Below are 15,868 nucleotides of genomic sequence, written 5' to 3'. Positions count from 1 at the left end.
CATATGTTACTTCTATTTTACTCTAAATCTTACAAATGGAAAAGTTATCGGGTCATTATAACAGTAACGTCGTGAATAAGGCTGCTAATCCCACCAATAATCCGTATAGCAGAGCTGGTAATAGCGTTTTTCGAATGATGTCCCCTTCTTTTCCAGAAAGACCAACGACTGTCCCTGCCGCTACCACATTATGAACACAAATCATATTGCCTGCAGCAGCGCCAATCACCTGTAGCGATAAAATTGCATCCTTCGCAAGAGCCGTTTCCTCCGCAATGCTATATTGGATAGGGGAAAAGGTTAGCGTTGACACTGTTGCACTTCCGGTAATAAAGGCTCCTAATTCACCAAGAAACGGTGCCGCAAGCACCCACATGGAACCAAATCCACTCGCAAGGGTTTGCGCTATGTATTGAGGCATGCTAATCAAATCATTCGTATTCATGCCTGAGTTCGTAAAAACCTGTACTAAAGCTAAGGTAGCGAATAACGCTAAAGCGGCATCTTTCATCGATACAATCGATTCCTTTGCAGCAGCCGAAAAATGACGGAAAGATTTTCGTTGAATGACCACTGCAATAACCGTTGCCAAAATTAATACGGAACCTGGTGAATACAAGACTTGCCACTTGGACGTTATACCCTCGATCCCGATAATATTCGTCCAGGATAAATCCACCCAACTTAATGTAAAGTTCTTTATGGAAGGTACAATTCGCGTCATTAACAAAAGACCTACAATAATCAAGTAAGGAGACCACGCTGATGCTAATCCCATATTAGATCCTTTTTCTTCAATAACAAAATCCTCTTGAAGGGCATCCTGCCACGAAGTCTTTGGAAGCAAAAACCCTTTCTTTGCAGTGATCGTAGCGACAACTAAGCCAGTAAGAGAAGCTAAAATCGCAACAAACTCATGACCGAACAAAACCGCATAGATATATGCAGATGACGTATAAGTAAGTCCAATCAATAATGTCCATGGCAGCATCTCAACGCCATCCTTCAAACCTTTCTTCTTTCCAAAAAAGACAATTAGAACGACAACTAATATAAACGGAATAAACGTACCAGCAAATAAATCAAAAAAAGCAACTTGCACCCCTATATCTTGATAAAAAGACAAACCCGCATCTGGTAGATTACTAAGTCCAACTTGAATCGGCGTACCGACAGCGCCATAAGAGACGGATGAGCTATCTGCGATAAGAGCAATTGCTGCAGCTGCCAACGGTGTAAAACCTAACGCTACAAGCAGTGGTCCCGTCAATGCCGCTGGAGTACCAAACCCTGCAGCCCCTTCAATTAAAGCCCCAAATAAAAAAGCGACAATGACAATTTGGACCCGCATGTCCGTTGAAATATTTCGAAACCCTTGATTAATGCGATTCACAGCGCCCGTTCGACGAAGAGTATTTAATAACGCGATCGCCCCGAACAAAATAAATAAAATCGTGAGCGCCTTATGCGATCCTTCTAAAACAGAAGCTAAAATGACGTCTCCCTCTACTCCCCATACTAAAAAAGATAAGATGATCACAATGATTGCGCTGAAGAACATTCCCTTTTTAGCCGGCATCCGAAGGAGCACCAGAAAGAGAAATGGGGCTAAAATGGCACTTAAAGCTACAAGTAGTAACATCAACATCCCTCCGTTTTAATAGCTTCATTTTTGTTAGCGTTTTCAGTCAAAATCATAAAACAACAAGTCATCAGATGACCTGTTGTTTTATTTTATACCGATAGACTTGCTGTTACAAGTATTTTTTGTAATATAGACAGAATAGGATGTGATTTATCTATTCTCAAGTTTTAATACAAAAAAAGCTTCCCCCAGTCATAAAACTGGAGGAAGCTTTCCATTCACTCAGGTATTCTGAGCAGATGGGAGCATGAATTACATCATGCCGCCCATACCGCCCATTCCACCCATGCCGCCCATATCAGGCATGCCACCGCCGCCTGCATTTTCTTCAGGCTTATCTGCGATTACTGCTTCTGTAGTAAGAATCATAGCAGATACGGATGCTGCATTTTGTAGAGCAGAACGAGTTACTTTTGTAGGGTCAACGATACCAGCGTCAACCATGTTTACCCACTCACCAGTAAGAGCGTTAAAGCCAATACCGATTTTCTCGCCTTTAAGGCGCTCAACCACAACAGATCCTTCAAGACCAGCGTTGTGAGAGATCTGACGGATTGGCTCTTCTAGTGCACGAAGAACAATCTTAACGCCAGTTGCTTCATCTCCAGAAGCTTCTACAGCTTGAACAGCCTTAACGACGTTCACTAGCGCTGTACCACCACCGGATACGATTCCTTCTTCAACCGCTGCGCGAGTTGAGTTAAGAGCATCTTCAATGCGAAGTTTACGCTCTTTCAATTCAGTTTCAGTTGCCGCACCAACTTTGATGACAGCTACGCCGCCAGCAAGCTTAGCAAGACGTTCTTGAAGCTTTTCTTTATCGAACTCAGAAGTTGTTTCTTCTAGCTGAGCTTTGATTTGGTTTACGCGACCAGCAATTTTATCAGTTTCGCCAGAGCCTTCAACGATTGTTGTATTTTCTTTCGTTACAACAACTTTAGAAGCGCGACCAAGCTGAGTCATGTTCGCTTGTTTAAGATCAAGACCAAGATCTTCTGTAATCACTTCAGCGCCAGTAAGTGTACCGATGTCTTCAAGCATTGCTTTACGACGGTCACCGAAGCCAGGAGCTTTAACTGCTACTGCGTTAAATGTTCCACGAAGCTTGTTCACAACGAGTGTTGCAAGTGCTTCACCTTCAACGTCTTCAGCAATCATAAGAAGTGGTTTACCTTGTTGAACCACTTGCTCAAGCACTGGAAGAACATCTTGGATGCTTGCAATTTTCTTATCAGTGATAAGGATATAAGGATCTTCTAGAACAGCTTCCATTTTGTCGGAGTCTGTAACCATGTAAGGAGATGCATATCCACGATCGAACTGCATACCTTCTACTACTTCTAGCTCAGTAGCAAATCCTTTTGATTCTTCAACAGTGATAACGCCGTCGTTACCAACGCGCTCCATTGCTTCAGCGATCAATTGACCTACTTCTTCGTCAGCAGCAGAGATTGACGCAACTTGTGCGATTGACTCTTTGCCTTCGATTGGCTTAGAAATGTTTTTAAGTTCTTCAACAGCAGCTCTAGTTGCTTTCTCAATTCCTTTACGGATAACCATTGGGTTCGCACCAGATGCTACGTTTTTAAGACCTTCACGTACCATAGCTTGCGCAAGAACGGTTGCAGTTGTTGTACCGTCACCGGCAACGTCATTTGTTTTGCTAGCTACTTCAGCGACAAGCTTTGCACCCATGTTTTCGAATGCATCTTCAAGCTCGATTTCTTTCGCGATCGTTACACCATCATTTGTGATAAGTGGAGATCCGAATTTCTTCTCGAGGACAACGTTACGTCCTTTTGGTCCGAGTGTAACTTTAACTGCGTTCGCAAGAGAATCAACACCGCGAAGCATTGCGCGACGGGCTTCTTCACTGAACTTAATATCTTTTGCCATTTGTTACCCTCCTAAATGTATGTAGTACTTTTTATTTTTGTTTTTACTTGCCTACGACTGCAAGAATATCGTTCTCACGAAGAATCAAATACTCTTTACCGTCATACTTTACTTCAGTACCAGCATACTTACTGTAAATAACAGCGTCGCCTTCTGATACTTCAAGAGCTACACGCTCTCCACCATCAGTTAGTGCACCGCTACCTACAGACACGACGCGACCTTCCTGTGGCTTTTCTTTCGCAGAATCTGGAAGTACGATCCCACTAGACGTTTTTTCTTCTAATTGAATTGGTTCGATGACTACTCGATCACCTAAAGGCTTTAACAACTCAAACACCCTCCTCAGATGGAAATTATGGTTTGATTCGTTTTTTAGCACTCACCATCGTCGAGTGCTAACACATGTATATAATAAATAATTCACTATTCTTTTGCAAGTACTTAAGTTGATTTTTTTTCAGTTTTTTCTTTTCTCCTTAACTCGTCACCATGTGACATAAACTGATAAGACTTATGGCCTGTTTTTCGATTATATTCGATATAGCTATATGAAATAGTTATACGAAGTCTTATGAACGGCATTCCCTTCAGAAAGTGTGTTAAACTAATACGAGTATGCAAAATGCCATTTACGGCATGCAAACCATTAAAAGGAGTTATGCTTCTTGGCCAAACATTATTGGACTATATTGATTACTTATATTGTAATGCAGCTCTCAGGATTAGTAGGCGTTCCCCTACTTCAGGAATTAAACATCCCTGATCCAGTCGTCACTTGGTCTGTGTTTAGTTTTCTGACAGCACTGATTATCATGCTATTTCTTCTCCGTTCCACTCCGGACGTCCCTTTTGAACGCTCAACGCGCGTCTCTCCTGGTCAGGCGGTTGGATGGAGCATTCTAGGCGTATTCATGGCTTATGCTTCCCAAATTATTGCTGCAATGATCGAAATGAACGTATTTGGGATTGATCCTGGTTCTGAAAACACAGAAATGCTGATAGAAGTCGCAAAAGCGGCACCTGTTTTTATTATTGTGACATCAATTATCGGACCAATTCTTGAGGAAATTGTTTTCCGAAAAGTTATTTTCGGTTCGTTATACAAACGATTTAATTTTTGGATTGCCGGCATACTCAGCTCTGTTATTTTTGCAGCGATTCATTTTGACTTTTCTCATATTCTTATTTATACAGCAATGGGACTCACCTTCGCCTTTCTTTATGTAAAAACGAAGCGTCTGATTGTACCAATCATTGCTCATATGACGATGAATACTTTTGTTGTATTAATTAACGTCTATTTTGCTGATGATATTATGGAGATGGAAAAGCAGCTGAACGAGATGCAATCGTTTATTGGAGGACTCTTTTCATGAAACTTTCACCAATTGTAATGGGTTTTTTCTACTTGGGACTTGGCTCCCTCTTCACCTACCTGGCGATTCAAAGCGCTAGTAGTAACGGGGAAATATGGAGTTTTTATACCATTCTGCTGATGGTTCTCGCTACGGTAGATTTTGTTTATGCTATTCGTTTCTTCGTCTTGAAAAGAAGGATAACGGAACTAAAGAAAAAAGATGATAACGAAAAGCGATAGGGGCTTCCCCTATCGCTTTTTATTTGCATTTAATTATTGCTCTCTTCCTGAGCTTCCTCAAGGATCCGTTTTGCTTCAGCCTGCAATCTTTTACGGTAGCCATATCGTGACACAATGATACTAAATTCATACAGAAGTAACAGCGGTACTGTAACCATAAGATGTGAAATGATTTCAGGTGGTGTAATCATCCCCGCTATAACAAGAAGGACAAAATAGGCATACTTTCGAATCTGTACAAGCATAGCTGGATTTAACATACCAAGCCTTGTAAAGAAAAGAACGATGACTGGCAACTGAAAAACAAACCCAAATGGGAGCGTTAATTGAAACAAAAAGCTGAAATATTGATTCGCTCCATACATTTCTTGAATGTTAAGACTTTGAGCAAGATTCCCTACAAAATCGATGACAAAAGGAAATAAAACAAAGTAGGAAAAGGATACACCACCAAGAAACAAAATAAACACTGCGGGAATATACGATAGTGTCACTTTCCGTTCGTGTTCAAATAATCCTGGTGAAATAAATGCCCACAGCTGATAAAGCGCCAGTGGAGATGTCATAATAAAAGCAATTAAAAAAGCGAAGCTGAAATACACTTTCAATGGGTCAGTCAGATGAAACGCGTTCATCGGTATACCCTGCGCTTCAGGAGCATGTTGCAAGAACACAATGACTGGCTTAGCCAGAAACAGCCCCGCAATAAAGGAAAGAATTAAGAAAACGACTGTAATAATAATCCGTTTTCTTAATTCTTCTAAATGATCATAGATGGATTGCTTCTGATCCTCCATTCACTATCCGTCCTAACCGATTACTTGTCGTTATTTTTCTTTTCGTTTGGTTCATCATCATCATCCGCTAAACCTTTTGTTGCATTTTTAAATTCACGAAGCGTATTTCCTGCAGCTTTACCAAGCTCAGGTAATTTCTTAGGTCCAAAAATAATTAAAGCAACCACAGCAACTAAAGCGATACTTGCGCCACCCATTCCCATGCGTGTCACCTCCTTAACATGTCGTTATACTGGATAATGTTTCATGAAATAAACTAGTGCTTGTAACTCAACTGCAAGATCAATATGATGCACTCGAATGTGATCCGGCACCGTTAATCGTGCCGGCGTAAAGTTTAATATTCCTTTTATTCCTGTTTGATCCATCTGATCGGCAATCGATTGAGCAACATGAACTGGTACGGTTAAGATAACGACGGAAACGTCATTTTCTCTCAGCCGCTTTTGAAACTCGTCGATATGATAGACTGGAACGCCACCAATCTCCTGTCCTACTTTTTCAGAGTCTGCGTCAAAAGCAAGTTCGATCTTTGTATTATTATTTTTAATGAAATTGTAGTGCAGGAAAGCCGTTCCAAGATTACCTACACCAATAAGCGCGACTTTTGTCGTTTCATCCTGATCAAGCGTCTTACTAAAAAAGGATAACAAATAATGAACATTGTACCCATAGCCTTTTTTACCAAGAGCACCAAAATAACTGAAATCTCTTCGAATTGTAGCAGAATCGACCTTGATGGCATCGCTAAGCTCTGCTGACGAAACGCGTTGTTTACCTGATGCACTTAAATTTTTTAAATATCGATAATAGAGCGGCAGTCTTTTTGCTGTCGCCTGCGGAATTTTTGTCTGATCAATATCCATACACTACCTCCATATTGATCTCCGCGCTCCATCGTCACGTTATTCGCGCGCATAATCCCCGCTTTTACCTCCTGTTTTAGTAACAAGATAGGTTTCCCCGATAACGATGCCTTTATCCACCGCTTTACACATATCATATACCGTCAATGCTGCTGCCGAGGCTGCCGTCAGCGCTTCCATTTCAACGCCAGTACTTCCGCTCGTCTTCACATGAGCCTCAATAATTAGCTCATAGGCTTGCGATTTCTCCTGCCAGTAAAAATGAAGGTCAACGCCAGAAAGCGCTATCGGATGACACATGGGGATGAGATCAGATGTTTTTTTTGCTGCCATAATTCCGGCAATTTGAGCGACTTGAAGCACATCGCCTTTCTTCATCGTTCCTGATTGAATACCAGAATAGATGTCTTCACTCACCTTTACGCTCGTTCGTGCTGTTGCAGTCCGAACGGAGGGAGTTTTATCAGAAATGTCGACCATTCTTGCGCGGCCTTCTTCATTAAAGTGAGTAAATGAACTCATATTTGCCCCTTTCCTCATCCGAAGATGATAGAAGGATAATGCTGCTACTTGTGACTATACACCATTTCTTTCGATTTTGCTGTTTTTTTGATGACTTTTTTTGTTAACTCATGCACATTCCTTTAGTTGCTCAGCTCGTCCTCTCTGCGGTAAACTTAAAGGAAACTCGGATAATGCCGAACTATCGGTGATACACCAGGAAATAACCTTTCCTTACTAACCGTTTTTCACGGATTTAAGGAAGGAAATAGAGGTGAAAGAACATGATCGTATTGCAAGTTAATGGACTCACCAAATCATTTGGTGCTGATACCATTTTATCGAATATTAAATTAGAAGTACAATCACGAGACCGTGTAGCACTTGTCGGACGTAATGGCGCAGGCAAGTCCACCCTTCTCAAGATGATAACAGGTCAGCTTTCCTATGATTCAGGAGACATTATTAAGCCGAAAGGTGTTTCCATCGGCTATATGGCTCAGGATACAGGTTTAGAATCAGATTTATCAATCTGGGAAGAAATGCTTGGCGTCTTCAATCGTTTGCGAAAAATGGAATCTGAACTCAGGAGTTACGAGCAGAAGATGGGCAATCCTGATGTTTACGAGAATGAAACTGAATATGAACGAATTTTAAAAGAATACGATGAACTTCAAGTCGCCTTTAAAGATCAGGGCGGATACAAATACGAAGCAGACATTCGTACGGTTTTACATGGACTCAACTTCAAAGACTTTGATTACAGCACAAAAATCTCAACGTTAAGCGGCGGTCAGAAAACACGCCTTGCCCTTGGTAAGCTTTTACTAACAAAACCAGAATTACTTATTCTAGATGAGCCCACTAACCACCTGGACATCGAAACACTTACTTGGCTTGAAGGCTATCTTCAAAACTATTCTGGTGCCTTATTAATCGTCTCTCACGACCGTTATTTTCTCGATAAAATTGTAAATAAAGTTTATGAAGTATCACGTCATCGTGCGGAAAGATTTGAAGGTAACTACAGTTATTACCTTGATGAAAAAGAACAACGGTATGAACAGCAATTGAAAGAGTTTGAGAAGCAACAAAAAGAAATTGCCAAACTTGAGGAGTTTGTTCAGAAGAATATCGTTCGCGCCTCAACTACAAAACGAGCCCAAAGTCGGCGCAAGCAACTTGATCGAATGGAGCGACTAGATAAACCAAAAGGCGACGAGAAATCTGCTAATATTACGTTCGGGATCGATAAGCAAACTGGTAACGACGTCTTAACGCTAAGAGAACTAGCGATTGGCTATCCAAATAACACCATAAACGACAACCTAACATTTGATTTGAAGCGCCAGGAGAGCGTTGCGCTTGTAGGGCCAAACGGAATTGGGAAATCAACTCTACTTAAAGCAATCGTATCAGGTGAAACTCTCCTCAATGGTGATATTCACTATGGCAGCAATGTTCAAATTGGCTTCTATGACCAGGAACAAACCAATCTTCACTCGAATAAAACCGTCTTAAAGGAACTATGGGATGACTTCCCACTAACAGACGAGAAAGACATTAGAGCAGTTTTAGGACGCTTTCTTTTCACTGGTGACGACGTTTTGAAGAATGTCTCTGACTTAAGTGGGGGCGAAAAAGGGCGCCTAGCACTTTCCAAGTTGATGATGCAAAAATCAAATCTACTAATACTGGATGAGCCAACAAACCATCTAGATCTAGATAGTAAGGAAATTCTTGAAGAAGCACTTATTCAATTTCCCGGTACAATCCTATTTGTCTCGCACGACAGATATTTTATTAACAGAATCGCGACGCGCGTCATTGAACTTTCAACTGATGGCGTAACACCTTATCTAGGTGATTACGATTACTATGTTGAGAAAAAACAAGAGCTTGCTGAATTAGCAGCTCTTGAGCAACCAAAGAACAATGTCACACAAGATGCTCCATCTGCCAAATCAACATTTCAGCAGGATAAGGAAACGAAGCGCCAAGAACGACAAATGCAAAGACGAATTGAAGAAATTGAAAAAGAGGTCGACAATGCTGAAGTTCGCATCGCAGAAATAGAAGAAGAGCTTTGCATTCCAGAAGTTTTTGAAGATCATGAAAAAGTAATGAAATTAAATGAAGAAATGGATCATCTTCGTCACCAAACGGAAACTCTCATGGAAGAATGGGAGCAACTACAAGAAGCATAAGAAAAAACAGTCCACAGTGGACTGTTTTTTTATTAGGTAAGAATTTTCCGACATATTCACACTATCCACAAACTTATACACAATTAATCACCTGTTATGACTAATTCCCTAAAAACTATCAACATTATCCACAGGTCAATAACCGATTATCCACAAAATGACCACTTTCCAAGAAACGGCGAGGGAATCCCTTTCCTCTCCTTATATCCACATTATCCACCATCGTGTGGATAACTGTTCTCATTAAAACACCTCACCTTAAACATGAAAAGAACGTCTGTTTAGCTTTCTGATAAATGGGTGGTTTTTCTTCAAATAAAAAAACCGGGATTAGATTCCCAGTTCTAATCCCGGATTTGCGTTAAGTTGTAAGCTAGATCTCTTCCCTTTACGATAAGCTATCGTTCCAGCTGCTGCAATCATAGCTGCATTATCAGTACAATAATAAAGTGGCGGAATCACAAGCTCTGTCTCACTGCCATTGAATGCTTCTGTTAGAGAACTTCTGAGTCCTCTATTGGCAGCTACACCACCAGCAAGTACAACCTGTTTCACACCATACTCTTTTGCTGCTCGTAAAGTTTTAGTAACAAGAACTTCTACGACCGAAGCTTGAAAACTTGCCGCAAGATCCTCAGGCTTTAACTCTTCGTTTCTTTGCTTCGCATTATGAACAGTATTAATAACCGCGGATTTCAAGCCACTAAAACTAAAATCATAAGAACCTTTTTCAAGCCAGGCACGAGGAAGAGGGACGGATTCCTCGCCTTCCGCGGCTAGTCGATCAATATGCGGTCCGCCTGGATAAGGTAGCTGAAGCGTTCTTGCTACTTTATCATAGGCCTCACCCGCTGCATCATCACGCGTTTCTCCTATTACCTCAAACTCACCTTCAGATGGCATATAAACAAGCTCTGTATGGCCTCCTGAGACGACGAGAGCAAGCAGTGGATATGTTAGCTCTGCTACAAGCTGATTCGCGTATATGTGCCCAGCAATATGATGAGTACCGATCAGCGGTTTTTGATGAGTGAAAGCAAGTGCTTTTGCTGTATTCACACCTATTAAGAGTGCCCCCACTAATCCTGGGCCTTCCGTTACAGCAATCCCATCAATATCGTCCATTGTAACGTTTGCCTCGTCCAATGCTTCTTCTAAAATCAGCGTCATCTGCTCTACATGATGTCTTGAAGCAATTTCTGGTACAACCCCACCAAACCGTTTATGACTTTCAATTTGAGAAGCCACGACATTGGCCAAAACTTCTTTCCCATTTCTTACAATCGCTACTGCCGTTTCATCACAGCTCGTTTCAATACCGAGTATTAATTCATTTTTATTTTCCATTAAAATTCACCCACATAACTAGCGCATCCTCATGATTATCAGTGTAATAATTTTTGCGAATGCCGCCTTCTTCAAATCCAAATTTCCGATACAAGTTTTGCGCAACTTTATTAGATACGCGAACTTCCAAAGTCATGGTCAACGCTCCACGTAATTTAGCAAAATGAATGGCTCTCTTAAGTAGTGCTTCTCCTAGCTTCATTCCTCTATAGTCCGGATGAAGCGCTATGTTGGTAATATGTGCTTCATCGATGATGACCCACACACCACAATATCCCGCTATTTCTTCCCCAACCTCGAGCAATAGATAAGTAGCAAAATGGTTAATTACAATTTCATTATAGAAAGCGGATTTGCTCCAAGGCGTAGGGAACGTTGCATGCTCAATTCGCATGACAGCTTCTATATCTTCAATCGTCATCGATCGAAACGATACCGTCTCATTCATCGTTAATCCCCTACTTTTTCTGTGAAGCCAGCCATTTCGCTTCAGCTTCAGCCATTCTTACATAGTTTGGTGTAAACTGATGGACATCTTCTACCGGTTCTTTACAAGACCCTAATCTTGCAAGATCAGAAGGACGAGCATTCAAGCTGCTACTCGGTGCAAAAGTTGCTTTCTCTCCTAAAATCGCTTCGATTTGTTCCTTGTGTAAATTTAAATCGCCACTAATAAATAAGAAGCGCTCATAGCGATCTTTATTCTCTTTCAACCAGTCTTCAAATAGGACGATATGATCGTCGGTTTCTCTCTCGACTTCTATTCCATTTGCTCGATATACGCTCATATAGACCTGTCCTCGTCTAGCATCAAAAAAGGGAATGATAGCTCCAGTAAAATAACGGCCGTTCTGGCCCAGAACCTCTAAACTCGAAACCCCCACAAGTGGAATGTTTAATGTCCACGCAAGCGTCTTAGCTATACTAATACCAATACGAAGACCTGTATAAGAACCTGGTCCCTCCGCTACTACAATACGATCAAGGTCAATAGGCTTTAATTGAACTTCTTCTAGCAATTGCTCAATAGCAGGCATCAACCGAACCGAGTGGTTTTTCTTTATATTTGTTATGATTTCTCCAACAATCGTGCCCTCCACCATAACGGAGACACCCATACAATAATTCGAAGAATCAATGGCTAGTACTCTCATGTTGCAACTCCTTACATAACGACTCATAAAAAGGACCAAAGGGTCTCAATATTAGCCGACGTTCTGATTCTCTTTGATGATAAATTTCAACTCTGAGTAGTTCCTTTGGAAGCATGTCCTGAATGAATTTTGCCCATTCCACTACAGTGACACCTTCCCCTTCAAAGTATTCGCTAAAACCAAGGTCTTCATCACTCTCTTCTAGACGATATGCGTCCATATGAAACAGAGGAATCGTACCTTCATATTCTTTTATTATCGTAAAAGTCGGGCTGTTTACCACTTTCGTAACCCCTAGTCCTTTTCCGATTCCTTTTGTAAATGTTGTCTTGCCAGCACCTAGATCTCCTTCAAGTGTTAATACACTGCCTGGCTTAAGCTTTTCAGCAAGCTTTCTACCAAACTCCATCGTTTCATCTGGAGACTTCATGATGAAAGCATATCCACTCATGGTCATCACCTATTCCTTAGACGAGAAGTGATTGTAACCCTTCTTGTCCAGTTTGAATTTTTGATCTTTATAATTCATCCATACACTTGTCCGCTTATCCTCTACATAACCAATCCGATAAATTTCTTCATCGTGCGCCTCGAAAAGTTCTACAACCTTTTCCCAATTCTCCTCAGCAACTGTTCCGATAAGTTCATAATCTTCTCCACCATTTAACATCCATTCTAACCGCTGAAAGGAAGAATAAGCATCGAAGCCCTCAGGAGCTGGAATCGTATCCTGATTCAGTATAATAGAAACGCCACTTGCTTCAGCTAACTCATGGGACTCACTTGCAATTCCATCACTAACATCATTTAATGAAATCCGGTACCCACTTTTGGCGAGAATACGTCCTTGCTTTATTCTCGGACTAGGTTCTTGATGATATTTTACATATGGGGCTTCATTCCCTTCCCCTTCAAGCAAAGAAGAAAGTCCAGCAGCTGATCCACCGACAGGTCCAGTAAGAAAGACAATATCTCCAGCTCGCGCATTACTTCTCAGAAGTTTGCGTCCTTTCTCGATTTTACCAATCACAGTAATTGCAATGTGAAGATCGCTTCGCGTCGAGACAGTATCTCCGCCAATCATATCTATTTCATAGTCATCAGCAATTTCTTTCATACCTTTATAGATTTCTTTTAGCTGCTTAGACGACCAGCCTGTCTGAGGTACTGATATCGATACAAGGTAAAACATCGGAATTCCGCCCATAGCAGCGATATCACTTATATTGACGGCGAGCGCTTTTCTGCCAATTTGGAAAGGGGAGAGCGTACTTTTTTTAAAATGGATTCCTTCCACCATTGTATCCGCACAGGCGATTTCATCCCAGTCTGATCCAATACGATAAAGAGCAGCATCGTCTCCAATCCCTTGAATCAATTCTTCACGAAATGTATAAGCTGGCTTAATGGATTGAATAAATGCAAATTCATCTTTCACCAAACTCATCTCTCTTTCTATTTTATAAAAAAACCTTAGGAATTTCATCCTAAGGTGCTTTTTCTATCAGTTTATCTTACTTAACGACAAATTCACATGTTTGTTTAGAAAAACTTCTATTTTCCCTAAGGTTTATAGAAAAAAAACGATTTTAGAGTATAAAAAAAAAGCGATTCTATCGCTCTATTAGAAATGGCGGTCTCGACGGGAATCGAACCCGCGATCTCCTGCGTGACAGGCAGGCATGTTAACCGCTACACCACGAGACCAGTATGCAATGTTTGAACAATATACACTTACGATTGTGAGAAATAATACCAAGTTATCAGTTTAGGTTGCCCCTAAATTCACTACAATAAAAATTTAACAAGGAAGATTAATCGACGTAGGTAAATTTTTGGTTGCGGGGGCAGGATTTGAACCTGCGACCTTTGGGTTATGAGCCCAACGAGCTACCGAACTGCTCCACCCCGCGACGATATAAAAAAATAATTTGTGCCTGCTTCTTTATGCAGTGCACTGTTTCTTCCTCTGCAAGATTATGCTACGATGCGTATCCGTCGAAACAACTCGATGTTGTTTCATTGAAGTAACGCTCGTTGCTCCACCCCGCGACGATATAAAAGAACTTAATATGTCTCTCGGACACAAATACTACTATACCAGATAAATGTAATGAATGCAACCTTTAGGAGAAAAAGAAAAATCCCTCCTATTAGAGGGATTTTTCCACAGCATTTTTGAATGCATCTACAATATCATTTTCGTTTTCAATTCCTACAGAAATACGGACGAGCTGCTTATTGATCCCCAGCTTCTGTCTAGTATCTTCAGGTACTGTTCGGTGGGAGGTGGCAATGGGATAAGAAACGGTAGTATCTAATCCAGCCAGAGTCGGTATAATCTTCACCCATCCTAGTGACTTGAAGAACGATTTCACATTGGTTTCTTCCTCTAATTCAATGGAAACCATTGCCCCAGATCCTCTTTCAGCTACATATGCTGGATAATATACATTCTTTATGCCTTTAACGTCTTTGAGTTGGCTTGCAAGAAATGCAGCATTCCTAACATGCCGTTCCATTCGTACACTCATCGTTTTTAACCCACGGCACCCTAGCCACGCTTCGAATGGACTAAGGTTAGCACCAAGGTTAATCACTTTGGCTTTTGCTTTAGCCATAAGATCTTCTCTGCCTACTAGTACGCCTGCTGTTACATCACTATGTCCGCCAATGTATTTTGTTGCGCTATGTACAACAAGATCAATTCCAACTTGATAAGGTTGAAGAAGATACGGAGTAGCAAACGTATTATCTATCATTGTAATTAGTTCATGCTTTTCACCAAGTTCTTTAAGAAGGGTTAGATCCTCTACTCTTAATAGCGGGTTTGTTACTGATTCCGTATAAAGTAACTTTGTATTTGGACGTATGGCATGCTCAATTTTTTCTTTGTCAGTAAAATCAACAAAAGAAACTTCTATGCCGAAGTCAGGGAGTTCTTCATTAAAAAGAGAGTATGTACCTCCGTATAGATCTTCACAAGCCACAATGTGGTCGCCAGCCTTAACAACAGCAAGTACTCCTGCAAGAATAGCAGATAAACCTGAAGAAGTTGCAATGCCTTTAGGAGCCCCCTCAAGGTCTGCTACACCCATTCCAAGATCATCTGTATTCGGATTGCTAACACGCGTATACAAATAGTCTTTTTTACCTTCATAAAAAGATTCCAAATCATCGAGATCTTCAAAAACAAAGGCAGAGGTCTGATAAATCGGTTGAACCTTACTAACTGTATCTGCTTTCGTCTTTCGTGGAAAACGTACTGCTTTTGTATCAAAATGAAAATCCATTTATTTTCCCCTTCCTCTAAATAAAATTCTTTTTCATTAACTGTACGTGTTCTAGAGAGTAATTTCAAGAAATACGGTTCGAAATTTTCAATTAATTATTCTTATTAAGCACCACATTCTGGCTGGATAGAATTAAAATGCTTACTCGCATGCGGTTATTTCGCGATATTTTATATAATTCCGCGAAAATCAAATTTATTCCGCGAATTTGAGATTAATTCCGCGAACGTAAAAACCATACAAAAAAAAGCGAGAAACCCTCAGGTCTCTCGCCTTTCATCTTGTGCCCAGCGACGTCCTACTCTTGCAAGGGGAGATCCCCCAACTACCATCGGCGCTCGAGCTTAACTTCCGTGTTCTCATACGGGGTGCGATAAGCGGCGAACTTCGCCAGCTGCGCGATGCCAGATCCTCATGGATCTCTCGAATATCCACTCCGGTCTGACATCGCTTGCTTCCTCGAATTTCTTGCTTCTCCCACCCCTACGTAGCTTTCGAAGAAGTTTTGATTGTCTCACATGAAGCTTTTTTCTCTTGCGAGTTTTCTTCACTTTATCAATAC

The 15,868-nt window shown here is 41.0% G+C and carries 16 protein-coding genes and 2 tRNA genes; 3 read left to right on the top strand and 15 right to left on the bottom strand.

Translation table 11 applies throughout. The annotated features are described in order from the left end of the window. Positions 1–55: 55 nt before the first annotated feature. From AC0VYV_RS01620 to groES, 3 genes are all read right to left on the bottom strand, one after another. Positions 56–1,642 carry an L-lactate permease gene (locus tag AC0VYV_RS01620; protein ID WP_475373200.1) on the bottom strand — a complete coding sequence of 529 codons (1,587 nt, stop codon included), beginning with the start codon at positions 1,640–1,642 and terminating at the stop codon, positions 56–58. A 255-nt stretch (positions 1,643–1,897) separates the two neighbouring features. Then, the gene (gene groL / locus AC0VYV_RS01615; RefSeq protein ID WP_194222478.1) at positions 1,898–3,541 is read right to left on the bottom strand and encodes a chaperonin GroEL; all 1,644 of its coding nucleotides are present in this window, start codon (positions 3,539–3,541) and stop codon (positions 1,898–1,900) included. A gap of 43 nt (positions 3,542–3,584) precedes the next feature. After that, positions 3,585–3,872 carry a co-chaperone GroES gene (gene groES, locus AC0VYV_RS01610; protein ID WP_048313430.1) on the bottom strand — a complete coding sequence of 96 codons (288 nt, stop codon included), beginning with the start codon at positions 3,870–3,872 and terminating at the stop codon, positions 3,585–3,587. Positions 3,873–4,209: 337 nt separating this feature from the next. On the opposite strand from groES, the gene AC0VYV_RS01605 reads away from it, so the two are divergent. Further along, entirely contained in the window at positions 4,210–4,920 is a 711-nt protein-coding gene (locus AC0VYV_RS01605; protein WP_475368303.1) for a lysostaphin resistance A-like protein, read from the top strand. Further along, positions 4,917–5,141 carry a YdiK family protein gene (locus tag AC0VYV_RS01600; protein WP_430243538.1) on the top strand — a complete coding sequence of 75 codons (225 nt, stop codon included), beginning with the start codon at positions 4,917–4,919 and terminating at the stop codon, positions 5,139–5,141. The genes AC0VYV_RS01605 and AC0VYV_RS01600 overlap by 4 nt, the downstream gene beginning before the upstream one ends. Before the next feature lie 29 nt (positions 5,142–5,170). On the opposite strand, the gene tatC is transcribed toward AC0VYV_RS01600, so the two are convergent. The 4 genes from tatC to moaC are packed head-to-tail and all read right to left on the bottom strand — an operon-like array spanning position 5,171 to position 7,326. Further along, entirely contained in the window at positions 5,171–5,938 is a 768-nt protein-coding gene (gene tatC, locus AC0VYV_RS01595; RefSeq protein WP_194222481.1) for a twin-arginine translocase subunit TatC, read from the bottom strand. Between the two features lie 20 nt (positions 5,939–5,958). Next, positions 5,959–6,141 carry a twin-arginine translocase TatA/TatE family subunit gene (locus AC0VYV_RS01590; protein ID WP_194222482.1) on the bottom strand — a complete coding sequence of 61 codons (183 nt, stop codon included), beginning with the start codon at positions 6,139–6,141 and terminating at the stop codon, positions 5,959–5,961. A 24-nt stretch (positions 6,142–6,165) separates the two neighbouring features. Beyond that, positions 6,166–6,798: a redox-sensing transcriptional repressor Rex gene (locus AC0VYV_RS01585; protein WP_194222549.1), complete on the bottom strand. Its 633-nt coding sequence runs from the start codon at positions 6,796–6,798 to the stop codon at positions 6,166–6,168. A gap of 45 nt (positions 6,799–6,843) precedes the next feature. Next, positions 6,844–7,326 carry a cyclic pyranopterin monophosphate synthase MoaC gene (gene moaC / locus AC0VYV_RS01580; RefSeq protein WP_430243536.1) on the bottom strand — a complete coding sequence of 161 codons (483 nt, stop codon included), beginning with the start codon at positions 7,324–7,326 and terminating at the stop codon, positions 6,844–6,846. Between the two features lie 263 nt (positions 7,327–7,589). Between moaC and AC0VYV_RS01575 the strand changes: the two genes are divergently transcribed. Then, on the top strand, positions 7,590–9,512 hold the full coding sequence (locus tag AC0VYV_RS01575; protein ID WP_430243534.1) for an ABC-F family ATP-binding cassette domain-containing protein: 1,923 nt from the start codon (positions 7,590–7,592) through the stop codon (positions 9,510–9,512). A 330-nt stretch (positions 9,513–9,842) separates the two neighbouring features. Here the strand turns inward: AC0VYV_RS01575 and tsaD are convergent, their stop codons facing one another. The 8 genes from tsaD to AC0VYV_RS01535 form a co-directional block, all read right to left on the bottom strand. Next, positions 9,843–10,859, bottom strand: a complete 1,017-nt coding sequence (gene tsaD / locus AC0VYV_RS01570; protein ID WP_430243532.1) for a tRNA (adenosine(37)-N6)-threonylcarbamoyltransferase complex transferase subunit TsaD — start codon at positions 10,857–10,859, stop codon at positions 9,843–9,845. Next, the gene (rimI, locus tag AC0VYV_RS01565; protein WP_475373199.1) at positions 10,849–11,307 is read right to left on the bottom strand and encodes a ribosomal protein S18-alanine N-acetyltransferase; all 459 of its coding nucleotides are present in this window, start codon (positions 11,305–11,307) and stop codon (positions 10,849–10,851) included. Before rimI ends, tsaD begins: the two co-directional genes overlap by 11 nt. Before the next feature lie 10 nt (positions 11,308–11,317). Then, positions 11,318–12,013: a tRNA (adenosine(37)-N6)-threonylcarbamoyltransferase complex dimerization subunit type 1 TsaB gene (tsaB, locus tag AC0VYV_RS01560; RefSeq protein ID WP_430243530.1), complete on the bottom strand. Its 696-nt coding sequence runs from the start codon at positions 12,011–12,013 to the stop codon at positions 11,318–11,320. Beyond that, positions 11,994–12,464 (bottom strand): tRNA (adenosine(37)-N6)-threonylcarbamoyltransferase complex ATPase subunit type 1 TsaE, encoded by a 471-nt coding sequence (tsaE, locus tag AC0VYV_RS01555; protein ID WP_430243528.1) that lies wholly within the window; start codon positions 12,462–12,464, stop codon positions 11,994–11,996. The genes tsaB and tsaE overlap by 20 nt, the downstream gene beginning before the upstream one ends. 9 nt (positions 12,465–12,473) lie before the next feature. Beyond that, positions 12,474–13,460 (bottom strand): thiamine-phosphate kinase, encoded by a 987-nt coding sequence (gene thiL / locus AC0VYV_RS01550; RefSeq protein WP_430243526.1) that lies wholly within the window; start codon positions 13,458–13,460, stop codon positions 12,474–12,476. 184 nt (positions 13,461–13,644) lie between these two features. Continuing rightward, a tRNA-Asp gene (locus tag AC0VYV_RS01545) sits at positions 13,645–13,720 on the bottom strand. A gap of 129 nt (positions 13,721–13,849) precedes the next feature. Next, positions 13,850–13,926 (bottom strand) — tRNA-Met (locus AC0VYV_RS01540). A 240-nt stretch (positions 13,927–14,166) separates the two neighbouring features. Next, positions 14,167–15,306 carry a trans-sulfuration enzyme family protein gene (locus tag AC0VYV_RS01535; RefSeq protein WP_430243525.1) on the bottom strand — a complete coding sequence of 380 codons (1,140 nt, stop codon included), beginning with the start codon at positions 15,304–15,306 and terminating at the stop codon, positions 14,167–14,169. Positions 15,307–15,868 lie beyond the last annotated feature (562 nt).

It is taken from the genome of Anaerobacillus sp. QJM3NY_17, from assembly GCF_056173665.1.
The sequence above is the reverse complement of the archived record's forward strand: the minus strand, read 5'-3'. Positions and strand labels throughout refer to the sequence as shown.

Bases quoted from the DNA above. Each gene is read 5' to 3' on its own strand.
- AC0VYV_RS01620 (WP_475373200.1), bottom strand. From the start codon at position 1,642: ATGTTACTACTTGTAGCTTTAAGTGCCATTTTAGCCCCATTTCTCTTT.
- groL (WP_194222478.1), bottom strand. From the start codon at position 3,541: ATGGCAAAAGATATTAAGTTCAGTGAAGAAGCCCGTCGCGCAATGCTT.
- AC0VYV_RS01600 (WP_430243538.1), top strand. From the start codon at position 4,917: ATGAAACTTTCACCAATTGTAATGGGTTTTTTCTACTTGGGACTTGGC.
- tatC (WP_194222481.1), bottom strand. From the start codon at position 5,938: ATGGAGGATCAGAAGCAATCCATCTATGATCATTTAGAAGAATTAAGA.
- AC0VYV_RS01590 (WP_194222482.1), bottom strand. From the start codon at position 6,141: ATGGGAATGGGTGGCGCAAGTATCGCTTTAGTTGCTGTGGTTGCTTTA.
- moaC (WP_430243536.1), bottom strand. From the start codon at position 7,326: ATGAGTTCATTTACTCACTTTAATGAAGAAGGCCGCGCAAGAATGGTC.
- AC0VYV_RS01575 (WP_430243534.1), top strand. From the start codon at position 7,590: ATGATCGTATTGCAAGTTAATGGACTCACCAAATCATTTGGTGCTGAT.
- tsaD (WP_430243532.1), bottom strand. From the start codon at position 10,859: ATGGAAAATAAAAATGAATTAATACTCGGTATTGAAACGAGCTGTGAT.
- rimI (WP_475373199.1), bottom strand. From the start codon at position 11,307: ATGAATGAGACGGTATCGTTTCGATCGATGACGATTGAAGATATAGAA.
- tsaB (WP_430243530.1), bottom strand. From the start codon at position 12,013: ATGAGAGTACTAGCCATTGATTCTTCGAATTATTGTATGGGTGTCTCC.
- tsaE (WP_430243528.1), bottom strand. From the start codon at position 12,464: ATGAGTGGATATGCTTTCATCATGAAGTCTCCAGATGAAACGATGGAG.
- thiL (WP_430243526.1), bottom strand. From the start codon at position 13,460: ATGAGTTTGGTGAAAGATGAATTTGCATTTATTCAATCCATTAAGCCA.
- AC0VYV_RS01535 (WP_430243525.1), bottom strand. From the start codon at position 15,306: ATGGATTTTCATTTTGATACAAAAGCAGTACGTTTTCCACGAAAGACG.